The following is a 10,959-nucleotide window of genomic DNA, read 5'->3' as shown; positions in this document are numbered from 1 at the left end:
AACCTCAATGCCCGGTGGCAAAGGCAATCGGCGCCGAACGGGCCAGCCCGCCCCGGCACTTGAGCACCCGCAATTGCGCAGGTTTGGAGTCGATGGCGATGCGCAGGGCCGCTGGCGACGGGTTGATGGCCTCACTGAGCGAACGGTAGGCGAACGCCAGGGTCTGACCGGTTTCCGCCGCCACCTGCAAACGTCGCAATGCCCGATCGTCGGCTTTGTGCGGCCAGCACAACACCGCCCCGCAACTGCCCGAACGCAGGCATTGTTCCGCCGCCCACAGCGCATCGCGCTCACTGGTCTGGATGATCGACAGTTGCCGCAAATCGACCCCGGCGTTCTGCCAGGCCTGGGGATACGGCACGTAAGGCGGCGCCACCAGCACGATGCGTTCACCTGCCGCCGACAGCCGCGCCAGCGCCGGCCACACCAGTTGCAACTCACCCACGCCCTGCCCGGCCAGCAGGATTTCAGTCAGCGCCGCTTCCGGCCAACCACCTGTGGGCAATGCCGCATCCAGCGCCGCATGCCCGGTGGGTTGCGGGCTGACGGCCGGTGGTGCAGGCCGGCCCTTCCAGACCTGGCCGCCATTGAACAGCGTATCCAACGCAACGACGGCGCCCATTACCCTTGCCTCACCAGACCGCAGAACACGCCTTCGATGGCCAGATCCTGATCGGCTCGAACAATGATCGGTTTGTAAGCCGGATTGCGTGGTAACAGCCGAACAGAATCGCCGACCCGCTCGAAACGCTTGATGGTGACTTCGCCATCGAGCCGCGCCACGACGATCTGGCCGTTGACCGCTTCGGGATTGCGCCGCACGCCCACCAGATCGCCGTCGAGAATACCGTCCTCGATCATCGAATCGCCCTGCACCCGCAGCATGTAATCCGGTAGCCGCGAGAAGATCGACGGATCAAGCAGCAAACGGCTGTGGATCTCGGCATCGGCACCGATCGGCGCACCGGCCGCCACTCGACCGAGTACCGGAACGTCCAGCAGTTCGGGCCGCGGCGGTTGATTCAACAGCCGAATGCCGCGCGCCTGATGCGGATTAACCTCGATGAAACCGGCCTCGGTCAGCGCCAGCACATGCTTGCGTGCCACGCTGCGGGAGGCGAAGCCAAAGGCCTCGCTGATTTCAGCGAGGCTCGGGGACTGACCATGTTCGGCGATTCGATCGCGGATGAAGGTCAGGATGGCGGTACGGCGGGGAGTTAAAGTCGTCATGGAGTACATTTGTACTCTTTTGGAATTTTCCTGACAAGGACCACCAGTCAGCTCATGCCCACGAACGGTTTACCGCCGTAGCCAATCCTTTGAGGTTTAGCCGACACGCAGTGCGCGCAGGTCAAGGCGACCGTCCTTGAGCGGTGGGCACCAGTAGTAGCCGCCGGTGATCGGTCGGCTGATGCGATACAGGCCGTCGGTAATGCCGTCTTCCAGACCGCTCATGCGCCGCAACTGGGATTCGAAGGCATCGAGGGAAAAACCGAAGGCCAGGAACATCAGGCCGGCACGATCGCCTTCGATCCACGGCATCGAGCGACGGACCACGAAGGCTTCAGGTGTGAAGCTTTCCTGGGCGGTGCGCTTGACGTGGGCAGAGATCGGCGCGTCATCGAGTTCTTCGTTGTCGCTCAAGCGACGGCCCATGATGTTGTCTTTCTCATGGGGCGGCATCGCGTGGAAGCCTTTCAAATCATGCTGCCACTGCTGGATCGCGGCGAAGCTGCCACCGACCAGACCGTCCACGCCGTCGCTCAACAATGCAGCGGCGACAGCGGCTTCATCGTGAGGGTTTTCGGTGCCGTCTTCGTAACCGGTCAAGTCGTGCCCGGTCATGTGGCGGAAGGTTTCGTTCATCTGCACCAGACGCAGGGCCGGTGCCAGCGCGGCTTCGAGCGCATGACTGCGATTGAGCAGTTCGCCACGGTCAACACCGTGCAGCCAGCACCAGAGCGCGTGTTGGGTCGAGGGGTTGTCGACACCGACACCGACCAGCGCAGGAAAAGCGCGCAGCCCGTCGATCTGCGCGTGCAGCGCCTTGACCAGGGATTCACCAAAACCGACTACAGCCGACTTGCCGTCCACCAGGCGCATCAGGTTATCCAGCGCAGCCGGCAGTGCCTCAACGGATTCAAGGGCGAAGAACATATGACGAGCTTGAGGCGGAACAGGGGTGGCGAGAATGCCCGGCTGGTAATAACTCATATGAACTCCTTTGAGAAAGAGCGTGAAGTTTAACCGGGGGATCGTTACTTGTGTGTTTTCAGGGCAAAAGATCGACCTGTAGCAGCTGCCGACAGATTCGCGATCCATAACGCCGAGCAAAAAAAATCATAAGATGAGCCATGACAAGCGAGTCCGAGGTCTGCTAAAACGATTCATCAGTGCATCACCCAATCCAGACGGGGTAGCGATATGACCACAGCACAAATCCTTGGCAACCTGTTTCCCACCGCCGACAACGTCCCGGAAAAGTACCGCCTCAACGGCCCGATCGAACAGCGCGAGTATCTGGTCGATGGCGAACTGAAAACCTGGTCCGGGCCCCTCGCTCAAGTCCGCAGCCCGGTGTACCTGAGCGGTGCGAATGGTGATGAACAGGTGATCCTCGGCAGCACGCCGCTGCTCGATGCGGACACCGCATTGACCGCGCTCGACGCCGCCGTCCGCGCCTACGACCGCGGCCAGGGCCTGTGGCCGACCATGCGCGTGGCCGAGCGTATCCAGCACGTCGAAACCTTCCTGGCTCGCATGCGCGAACAGCGCGAGGCGGTGGTCAAGTTGCTGATGTGGGAGATCGGTAAAAACCTCAAGGACTCGGAAAAAGAGTTCGACCGCACCTGCGACTACATCGTCGACACCATCAATGCCCTCAAGGAACTCGACCGCCGCTCCAGCCGCTTCGAACTGGAGCAGGACACTCTCGGCCAGATCCGCCGCGTGCCGTTGGGCGTGGCGTTGTGCATGGGGCCTTATAATTACCCGCTGAACGAAACCTTCACCACGCTGATTCCGGCGCTGATCATGGGCAACACCGTGGTATTCAAACCGGCCAAGCTTGGGGTGCTGTTGATTCGCCCGTTGCTGGAAGCCTTTCGCGACAGCTTCCCGGCCGGTGTCATCAACGTTATCTACGGCAGCGGCCGCGAGACGGTCAGCGCACTGATGGCCAGCGGCAAGATCGATATCTTTGCGTTCATCGGCACCAACAAGGCCGCCAGCGACCTGAAAAAACTCCACCCAAGGCCTCACCGCTTGCGCGCGGCGCTGGGCCTGGATGCGAAGAACCCCGGCATCGTTCTGCCGGAGGTCGATCTGGACAATGCGGTCAGCGAAGCCGTCACCGGCTCGCTGTCGTTCAACGGTCAACGCTGCACCGCGCTGAAAATCCTCTTCGTCCATGAAGACGTGGTCGAAGCGTTCATCGAGAAGTTCAACGCCAAACTCGCCAGCCTCAAACCCGGCATGCCGTGGGACAGTGGCGTGGCCCTGACGCCATTGCCGGAATCAGGCAAGGTCGATTATCTGCACACCCTGGTGGCGGACGCGGTCAGCAAAGGCGCAGCCGTGGTCAACCCCAATGGCGGTGAAGCCCGCGCATCGTTCTTCTACCCGGCCGTGTTGTACCCGGTGACACCGCAGATGCGCGTCTACCAGGAAGAACAGTTCGGCCCGGTCGTGCCGATCGTGCCTTACCGTCATCTGGACACCGTGATCGATTACGTCCTGGAATCCGACTTCGGCCAGCAACTGAGCATCTTCGGCACCAACCCGGTGGCAGTCGGCAGGCTGGTGGATACGTTCGCCAACCAGGTCGGCCGGATCAACCTCAACGCCCAGTGCCAGCGCGGTCCGGACACCTATCCGTTCAACGGCCGCAAGAACTCCGCCGAGGGCACGCTGTCGGTGCACGATGCGCTGCGGGTATTTTCGATTCGGACTCTGGTGGCGACCAAGTTCCAGGAGAGCAGCAAAGAGCTTCTCAGCGAGATCATCAGCGGACGCAACTCGAGTTTCCTGACCACTGACTACATTTTCTGAGGCCTGTTTACTGCGCCGCCATCCGCCGAAGCTTCAGGCTCCAACCCTGTTGCATCCCGGCGGCGGCCAACAGAATCGCGGCGACACCGATCCATTGCAGCGGCTCCAGGCGATGGCCGAAGGCGAACCAGTCAACGAAAATCGCCGCAATCGGGTAGATGAACGACAACGCGCCGGTCAGCGCTGTCGGCAGTTTTTGAATCGCGCCGTAAAGCAGCACATACATCAAACCGGTATGCACGATGCCCAGGGTCACCAGACTGGCCCAGGCATCGGGCGTTTGCGGTATCGCCGAGAAGTGCGCAAAGGGCGCGAGCAATAGCACGCCGGTGCACACCTGGATCAATGCGATCAGGTGCGGAGGTGTGCCGGTCAGGCGTTTGATGATCAACGCGGCAATCGCGTACAGAAAGGCAGCCCCTAGCGCCAGACCAATCCCCATCAGGTAATCGTTGCCACCCTCACCCTGCTCACCATGTGCGCTGACAATCGCCAGCATGCCTAGAAACGAAATGCCCAGCCAGAACAACTTCTGCAGGGTGATCTTCTCCCCCAGGAACAACGCGGCCAGCCCCACCAGCATGAATGGTTGAACGTTATAAACCGCCGTGCCAATGGCAATCGAGGCGCGGGAGTAGGACGCGAATAACAGCACCCAGTTGCCGACAATCGCCACCCCGCTCAGTACGGCCAGCAAAAAAGTGGTGGACGTCAAAATGCCAGGACGCAGAAAGCCGAACGCCGCGCAGATCAGCAATAAGGTGGCGGCACCGAACACGCAGCGCCAGAACACCACGTCCAGTACCGGTTGCCCGGACACCAGCACGAACCAGCCGATGGTCCCGGAAATCAGCATGGCGGCGGTCATTTCGAATGAGCCGCGACGTAATGTTTTGTCCATCATCCACCTCCTGTATTTGAGCCCAAAGTATGCCAATCAATTTGGGGGCTTCTCCAGCGCAAAAAGCAGGCTAAACTCGGCTTCTGCCTTTTTTATCAAGGCTTATTCAGCCAATTGCCTAACAGGGGATTCGCCATGACCGACGACATCGACCAAGTGCTGATTAGCGCGTTGATGGAAGATTCCCGCCGCTCGCTCAAGGCCCTGGCACAGATCAGCGGCCTGTCCTCGCCCAGTGTTGCCGAGCGCCTGCGCCGCCTCGAAGAACGTGGCGTGCTCAAAGGCTACACCGTCGAGATCGACCCCAAATGCTTCGGTTACCAACTCCAGGCCATCGTCCGTATTCGCCCGTTGCCGGGCCAGTTACAGGAAGTGGAGCGACAGATTCAGGCCATCCCCGAATTCACCGAGTGCGACAAAGTCACTGGCGATGACTGCTTCATCGCCCGCCTGCATGTGCGCTCGATGGAACAACTGGACACCCTCCTCGATCGCCTCAACAGCCACGCCGAAACCAACACCGCCATCGTCAAGAAGACCCCGGTCAAGCGCCGGCTGCCACCGATGGCTTGAGTGCTGTTTTGTTCACAAAGAGGTAGATTGGGGGTTTTCCGGCGAAGGATTGGCGGTATGAAAACTCAGGTCATGTTATTGGCGGCAATGATACTCACTGGTTGCGGCACGTTTCAGACCGTGGTGCGCAGTGACGAGGCCGCGGCGAAGAGTCTCAAGGAACAGAAAACCTACTGCGGTGCGGTTCCACGGATCTATAGCGGCGTGACGTATGACTTTTGCAGTCTGCATGCGCCTCCAGGCCCGGGCATCGATGAGTACAAATACAACAACGGCACGCCCTTTGTACTGATCGACGTAGTGATTTCCGGCGTTCTCGACACCATGCTGCTGCCCTACACCATTTATCGGCAACAGGCTGATGGCAGCATCATTGTGGCCGAATAAGGAGCAGGTGAATGTTGTCTCACGTTTTTATCGGCATCACCGATTTCGATCGTGCATTAGCGTTCTACCGACCGATCATGGATGCACTGCAGCTACAGATGAAATTTTGCGATCCCGGCAAACCCTGGGCTGCGTGGATGAGCAAGAACGCACCGCGTCCGCTGTTCGTCATTGGCACTGCGTTCGACGAACAGCCGGCCACACCGGGGAATGGGCAGATGATCGCCCTGCTTGCGCCGAGTCGCGAGATCGTCAAGTGCTGTCACGCACTGGCCATGGTTCATGGTGGATCCTGCGAAGGGCCACCTGGCCTGCGTCCGCACTACCATCCCGATTACTTCGGCGCCTACATGCGCGACCCGGACGGCAACAAACTCTGCGTGTGTTGCCACGAACCTGATTGAAACCAACGCTGAGCCAAATCACAGACAATAAAAAACCCGCCGAAGCGGGTTTTTTACTCAAGGCTGACGATCAATCATCGCGGCTCATGATGCCGAACAGTTGCAGCAAGCTGACAAACAGGTTGTAGATCGATACATACAGGCTGATGGTCGCCATGATGTAGTTGCGCTCGCCGCCGTGAATGATGGCGCTGGTCTGGAACAGAATGCACACCGAGGAGAACAGCACGAAACCTGCGCTGATCGCCAGTTGCAGACCGCTGATCTGGAAGAACAAACTCGCCAGAGTCGCGCCCAACAGCACAAAGAAACCGGCGGTGATGAAACCACCGAGGAAACTCATGTCCTTACGGGTGATCAGCACATAAGCCGACAGGCCGCCAAACACCAGCGCGGTCATCGCGAAGGCCGAGCTGACGACTTCCGCGCCGCCCTGCATACCCAGGTAACGGTTGAGAATCGGGCCGAGCAGGAAACCCATGAAACCGGTCAGCGCGAACGCAGAAACCAGGCCCCATGCCGAATCACGGAGTTTGTTGGTGAGAAAGAAAAGGCCGTAGAAGCCGATCAGCACCACGAAGATATTCGGGTAGCCGACACGCATCTGCTGCGCGACAAACGCCATCACGCCGCTGAATGCGAGGGTGAGGGCGAGTAAGCCGTAAGTGTTGCGCAGGACGCGGCTAACCTCTAGCTGCTCAGCCTGCACGCTGTTATTAACTGCGTAATCCTGTTCGCGCATGGCGACACTCCTGTTGGGTTTGAAACGTTCAGTCGCAAAGATCATAACAGACGCTCTGTAACAAGCCATGCAGAGAGTTTGACAGTGTGTTTCATTCAGGTATTATGGCGCCCGCAACGCAAACGGAGGTGTGGCCGAGTGGTTTAAGGCAACGGTCTTGAAAACCGTCGACTGTAACAGGTCCATGAGTTCGAATCCCATCGCCTCCGCCATCTTTATACGACAAAGCCCTGATTTTTCAGGGCCTTGTCGTTTCTGGCTTTTGGAAAAACCTCACAGCCCACACTCCAGCCCACACCTTGGATGAAGTCTTGCTTTTCGACCGGCGGCTAGTTTTTCGAATGGCCTGTTGCGTGCACCTACCGTTCTGAGAAACGGGCTCAGGGGGAGTTTTCGCAGGAAGCGCCGGAACGAATGTAGAGATCGCGATCTTCTCCTCGACGCAGCCCACAAATTACACACAAACAATAACGCCGCTCAGTGAGCGGCGTTTTTGCGTTTTTGGAGAAAGAAACGAGACTCGTATCTGGCGTCCGATTCATTGAAACCTAAGGGGTTTCTTTCTTTCCAGAACAGGATTATTCAGAGTCGAAATCTCAGTTTTCGCTCGGTGCCGGTTAGCGGGCTTATTTCGCCCCACGCCCAGTACGTCTCTGGTTCCCTTGTGTCTCCTACCCGGCGCCAGCGTCCTTCGTTCTGAGGGGTCGACGGCTGAGATTTTCCGAGAAAATCAGGCATACGCCCTTTCGGATCGGGGATGAACTCCCATAGAGAGTCCCCGGCGCGCAGGTAGATGGCCTGAGGGAAGTTTCGATCGGGGCCAGCCTTTACGATGGCTTCGACATCGGTGCAGGTGGTGACCACCTGTTGGTCCGTGGTTATAAGTGCGAAACCCCATCGGTCATGTCCGGCACTAAAGTGGCCCCCCTCAAATGAGCCATCCTTATAGCGCGTTCCCCAAGTGTACCAAGTGACGTGCGTATGATCGCCGGCCATTGGATCTCCATCGCCATACAGCATCGCGTCTTCGCGCATGAACACAGTGTCGGCGCAGACGAAGCCCCGAACATCACGGCCGGCTAGTTTACCCGTCACTTGGAACATTGCTGAAGCGTAATAGATACCTGAGTCAGTCTGCGGCAGGTACCAATGCAGGCCGGGACCACAGAGGCTACCGTGCAATTCCATCACACCCTGCTCGCGCCATTGCAGCGTGTCCGAGCCGTAGACAATCTCGTAGGCGGCGCCGTCAGCGTCGGTCGGACTACGACGAAAGGCGTTGCCGTTCTCAATGCCGCTAACAACGTTCTTGCCGGACGCGGCGCCTTGGAATAACGGGGGATCGAAATGCAGGCACCCCTCAGCATTGCGCGATGACTGGATGATGAGACTATCCCGCCCTCCTTTGCTCGTATCACAAAAGCGCCGGGTTAGGGAATAGAGATGACCTTCGTCGTCTCGCAACGTCCCATAGTGCAGCGCGCCTTCCCAACTAAGGCCAAAATAGCCTCTAGTTTCAATCAGTCGTTCAGGTTCATATAAATGCGGCCCGACTAGGGGCTTGTAGCCGAAATTACCTCGTTGAGGCCATTGCAGATTGGACATGTGCAGCTTTCTCCTATATGGACAGTGTACAGAGGCGCCGGAATCAACGTTTCGACCGGTACTACGTAGAGAGCCAGGCGGGCCGCGGCCAGGACCATAATGGTACGGTCGTGTATCTTTATCAAGGGTTACTTGTACATGAAGCAAACCATTTCTACTGAGTCCGACGCAGCTGCTGCATCAGGCGAGCTTCGCAAGCCGCGTAGAGGGCGCCCGTCGCAAGCCGACGCGCCGCGTTTGGAGCAGCATCTGCTTGATATTGCGCACCGCCTTTTCGTCGCCAATGGATATGACGTAACGACCATGGACTCCATTGCGATGGAAGCGCGTGTTTCCAAGCGAACGCTTTATCTTCGTTACCCTAGAAAAGAGCTGCTGTTTGCGGCGGTGATAGCCGACCATACGGTTCGCAGTTTCGCAGCAGTGCAGGCGGTGCTGAAGCGATTTGAAAGCGACCCTAGTTTGGATTTGCGCGCACGGTTACAGATGTTGGGTCATGTCTTCGTGGAGCAAGCTGTTAATCCGGATACCCTATCTTTAGATCGGAGTATGGCGACTGCTGCCAAGCGCTTCCCCGAACTACTCGATTCGCTGCACAGAGCTGGATATGAGCGCGCTACTTCCATAGTCCAAGCCTTGCTATCAGAGGCGGGGGCCATGGAGTCAGAGATTTCCGCACAGGCCTTTTATTCGTTGCTCGTACTTGCTCCGATTCGAGAGCGTCTAAGGGACGGGAAACAGCAGGTTCCAGACGTTAACCGAGTGATTGACTTCATCACCGCTGGGGCTCGAATTTCTGCGACATGTTGAAGTCTGCATCAACACCTATTTAAGGCTCGTTTTAGTTCGGAAGGTAGTTGGTCGGAAGCTTAGGTTCGGGAAAACGCCCGACCTGGTCGACCGATCACAAATCACAGAAATCCTGAATCTTGGGATGCTCAACCGGAGCACCGTCTGGCAGCGGCAAGCCGGATGGGTTGCAGGTGCAAGTTTCTACGTCAAAATATTCCAGCCGTCGTGCTGCTTGCTCCGTCAGCAAGCGGCTGACGTGCGCTCCAACTTCGATCGTGTTACCTCGATATCGAGCATCTGCCTCATGAAGGCTCCAGGATCATCATTCCGCCTCTGTTGCTAACTCGATTCAGAACGCGCTGCTACCGAAGACACTCGAAGGTTGCGAATCTGGTCGACCAGAACTTCGACATCGTGGCCACAAGCTAGCGCGCTCTGAGCTGCCGATCGTTGATTTGGCCGCACTCATCAAAAGATCACTGTAGGGTTTGGTAGCGCTGGGCAACCGCAGCTTGGCGGATTTGCCCAGCAATCCCTGACGTGCGCTCTGCAGGTCATCCCAGCGTTCAGCTTCGTGCAGCGGCGGGATCGTCACCGGCTCGCGACGATCGAAACCGACCAGTGCGGCATCCACCAGATCGTCCACTTCCATGATTTCGCGCGTTCATCAACGCGGCGAACCGGTCGATCACAGTCAATGGCACTCCCTTCGCCTACCGCGACATCGGCCCCGCAACCGGTGTGCCTCTCGTACTGTTCAACCATTGGGGCGCGGTGCTGGACAACTTCGATCCCGCGATCATCGATGGCCTGGCACAAACACGACGCGTCATTGCCACTGACTATCGCGGGATCGGCGGCTCTGGCGGAACCGCGCCACTGACGGTCGGCGAAATGGCTGACGATGCCATCCAGTTGATCCATGCGCTGGGGTTCGAAACCGTTGATGTGCTCGGTTTTTCGCTCGGTGGCTTCGTCGCTCAAGACATCGCCCTGAAAGCCCCCGAAAAGGTGCGTCGCTTGATTCTGACCGGCACCGGGCCGGCCGGCGGAACCGGTATCGACAAGGTCGGTTCGGTGACGTGGCCATTGATGATCAAAGGTTTGCTGACCTTGCGCGATCCCAAGTGCTACCTGTTCTTTACTTCGACGCCCAATGGCCGCCGAGCCGCCTCGCAGTATTTGCAACGCTTGAAAGCGCGCAAAACAAATCGCGACAAAGGCCCGACGCCCTACGCTTTCCTGCGGCAGTTAAAAGCCATCACCGCGTGGGGTAATCAGGCACCGCAAGACCTCGAGCGCTTGCGGACGCCGACGCTGATCGTCAACGGCAACAACGACATCATGGTGCCCAGTGTTAACTCGCTGGCGCTGGCCAACCGCGTCCCGAACGCACAGTTGGTTATTTATGAAGATGCCGGGCACGGCGGAATTTTCCAGAACTACGCTGACTTCGTGGCCAAGGCACTGGCGTTCCTCGATGCTTGACGACGCAGCCCATCAAC

Annotated in this window: 12 protein-coding genes, 1 tRNA gene and 2 pseudogenes; 7 read left to right on the top strand and 8 right to left on the bottom strand. The window is 58.4% G+C overall.

Going from position 1 to position 10,959, the window contains the following annotated elements; genetic code table 11:
- Positions 1 to 4: 4 nt before the first annotated feature.
- The 3 genes from imuA to AB7M26_RS18715 all read right to left on the bottom strand — a co-directional run bounded on the left by imuA (position 5) and on the right by AB7M26_RS18715 (position 2,214).
- Positions 5 to 622 carry a translesion DNA synthesis-associated protein ImuA gene (gene imuA / locus AB7M26_RS18725; protein ID WP_123495050.1) on the bottom strand — a complete coding sequence of 206 codons (618 nt, stop codon included), beginning with the start codon at positions 620 to 622 and terminating at the stop codon, positions 5 to 7.
- Entirely contained in the window at positions 622 to 1,239 is a 618-nt protein-coding gene (gene lexA / locus AB7M26_RS18720) for a transcriptional repressor LexA (RefSeq protein ID WP_123495051.1), read from the bottom strand. The genes imuA and lexA overlap by 1 nt, the downstream gene beginning before the upstream one ends.
- An 87-nt stretch (positions 1,240 to 1,326) precedes the next feature.
- Positions 1,327 to 2,214 carry a Dyp-type peroxidase gene (locus AB7M26_RS18715; RefSeq protein ID WP_123495052.1) on the bottom strand — a complete coding sequence of 296 codons (888 nt, stop codon included), beginning with the start codon at positions 2,212 to 2,214 and terminating at the stop codon, positions 1,327 to 1,329.
- Positions 2,215 to 2,424: 210 nt separating this feature from the next.
- On the opposite strand from AB7M26_RS18715, the gene AB7M26_RS18710 reads away from it, so the two are divergent.
- A complete protein-coding gene (locus AB7M26_RS18710; protein ID WP_123495053.1) occupies positions 2,425 to 4,050 on the top strand; it encodes an NADP-dependent glyceraldehyde-3-phosphate dehydrogenase in 1,626 nt (541 codons plus the stop codon).
- Between the two features lie 7 nt (positions 4,051 to 4,057).
- Here the strand turns inward: AB7M26_RS18710 and AB7M26_RS18705 are convergent, their stop codons facing one another.
- On the bottom strand, positions 4,058 to 4,951 hold the full coding sequence (locus AB7M26_RS18705; RefSeq protein ID WP_123495055.1) for a DMT family transporter: 894 nt from the start codon (positions 4,949 to 4,951) through the stop codon (positions 4,058 to 4,060).
- Between the two features lie 135 nt (positions 4,952 to 5,086).
- Here AB7M26_RS18705 and AB7M26_RS18700 point away from each other — a divergent pair, with 135 nt between their 5' ends.
- From AB7M26_RS18700 to AB7M26_RS18690, 3 genes are read left to right on the top strand one after another with little or no spacing between them, the layout of a single operon-like run.
- Positions 5,087 to 5,524 carry an Lrp/AsnC family transcriptional regulator gene (locus AB7M26_RS18700; protein WP_008006559.1) on the top strand — a complete coding sequence of 146 codons (438 nt, stop codon included), beginning with the start codon at positions 5,087 to 5,089 and terminating at the stop codon, positions 5,522 to 5,524.
- Positions 5,525 to 5,581: 57 nt separating this feature from the next.
- Entirely contained in the window at positions 5,582 to 5,911 is a 330-nt protein-coding gene (locus AB7M26_RS18695) for a YceK/YidQ family lipoprotein (protein ID WP_008066990.1), read from the top strand.
- Positions 5,912 to 5,922: 11 nt separating this feature from the next.
- The gene (locus AB7M26_RS18690; protein WP_123495056.1) at positions 5,923 to 6,315 is read left to right on the top strand and encodes a VOC family protein; all 393 of its coding nucleotides are present in this window, start codon (positions 5,923 to 5,925) and stop codon (positions 6,313 to 6,315) included.
- 70 nt (positions 6,316 to 6,385) lie between these two features.
- Here AB7M26_RS18690 and AB7M26_RS18685 read toward each other — a convergent pair whose 3' ends face one another.
- A complete protein-coding gene (locus tag AB7M26_RS18685; protein ID WP_007898177.1) occupies positions 6,386 to 7,057 on the bottom strand; it encodes a Bax inhibitor-1/YccA family protein in 672 nt (223 codons plus the stop codon).
- A 124-nt stretch (positions 7,058 to 7,181) separates the two neighbouring features.
- Between AB7M26_RS18685 and AB7M26_RS18680 the strand changes: the two genes are divergently transcribed.
- A tRNA-Ser gene (locus AB7M26_RS18680) sits at positions 7,182 to 7,269 on the top strand.
- A 370-nt stretch (positions 7,270 to 7,639) separates the two neighbouring features.
- On the opposite strand, the gene AB7M26_RS18675 is transcribed toward AB7M26_RS18680, so the two are convergent.
- Positions 7,640 to 8,662, bottom strand: a complete 1,023-nt coding sequence (locus tag AB7M26_RS18675; protein ID WP_429385727.1) for a hypothetical protein — start codon at positions 8,660 to 8,662, stop codon at positions 7,640 to 7,642.
- A gap of 138 nt (positions 8,663 to 8,800) precedes the next feature.
- On the opposite strand from AB7M26_RS18675, the gene AB7M26_RS18670 reads away from it, so the two are divergent.
- Entirely contained in the window at positions 8,801 to 9,472 is a 672-nt protein-coding gene (locus AB7M26_RS18670) for a TetR/AcrR family transcriptional regulator (protein WP_429385725.1), read from the top strand.
- Between the two features lie 97 nt (positions 9,473 to 9,569).
- Here the strand turns inward: AB7M26_RS18670 and AB7M26_RS18665 are convergent.
- Positions 9,570 to 9,707 (bottom strand): annotated as a pseudogene (locus AB7M26_RS18665) (arsenical resistance protein ArsH); the annotation flags it as partial.
- Between the two features lie 223 nt (positions 9,708 to 9,930).
- A pseudogene (locus AB7M26_RS18660) lies at positions 9,931 to 10,112 on the bottom strand (SDR family NAD(P)-dependent oxidoreductase); the annotation flags it as partial.
- An 8-nt stretch (positions 10,113 to 10,120) separates the two neighbouring features.
- Between AB7M26_RS18660 and AB7M26_RS18655 the strand changes: the two are divergent.
- Positions 10,121 to 10,942 (top strand): alpha/beta fold hydrolase, encoded by an 822-nt coding sequence (locus AB7M26_RS18655; RefSeq protein ID WP_429440004.1) that lies wholly within the window; start codon positions 10,121 to 10,123, stop codon positions 10,940 to 10,942.
- Positions 10,943 to 10,959: the final 17 nt, after the last annotated feature.

The sequence above is a fragment of the Pseudomonas sp. F-14 TE3482 genome, assembly GCF_053629455.1.
The sequence above is the reverse complement of the archived record's forward strand: the minus strand, read 5'-3'. Positions and strand labels throughout refer to the sequence as shown.

What these genes read in the sequence shown, in the direction of transcription:
- imuA (WP_123495050.1), bottom strand. Translation starts at nt 622, where the DNA reads ATGGGCGCCGTCGTTGCGTTGGATACGCTGTTCAATGGCGGCCAGGTC.
- lexA (WP_123495051.1), bottom strand. Translation starts at nt 1,239, where the DNA reads ATGTACTCCATGACGACTTTAACTCCCCGCCGTACCGCCATCCTGACC.
- AB7M26_RS18715 (WP_123495052.1), bottom strand. Translation starts at nt 2,214, where the DNA reads ATGAGTTATTACCAGCCGGGCATTCTCGCCACCCCTGTTCCGCCTCAA.
- AB7M26_RS18710 (WP_123495053.1), top strand. Translation starts at nt 2,425, where the DNA reads ATGACCACAGCACAAATCCTTGGCAACCTGTTTCCCACCGCCGACAAC.
- AB7M26_RS18705 (WP_123495055.1), bottom strand. Translation starts at nt 4,951, where the DNA reads ATGGACAAAACATTACGTCGCGGCTCATTCGAAATGACCGCCGCCATG.
- AB7M26_RS18700 (WP_008006559.1), top strand. Translation starts at nt 5,087, where the DNA reads ATGACCGACGACATCGACCAAGTGCTGATTAGCGCGTTGATGGAAGAT.
- AB7M26_RS18695 (WP_008066990.1), top strand. Translation starts at nt 5,582, where the DNA reads ATGAAAACTCAGGTCATGTTATTGGCGGCAATGATACTCACTGGTTGC.
- AB7M26_RS18690 (WP_123495056.1), top strand. Translation starts at nt 5,923, where the DNA reads ATGTTGTCTCACGTTTTTATCGGCATCACCGATTTCGATCGTGCATTA.
- AB7M26_RS18685 (WP_007898177.1), bottom strand. Translation starts at nt 7,057, where the DNA reads ATGCGCGAACAGGATTACGCAGTTAATAACAGCGTGCAGGCTGAGCAG.
- AB7M26_RS18675 (WP_429385727.1), bottom strand. Translation starts at nt 8,662, where the DNA reads ATGTCCAATCTGCAATGGCCTCAACGAGGTAATTTCGGCTACAAGCCC.
- AB7M26_RS18670 (WP_429385725.1), top strand. Translation starts at nt 8,801, where the DNA reads ATGAAGCAAACCATTTCTACTGAGTCCGACGCAGCTGCTGCATCAGGC.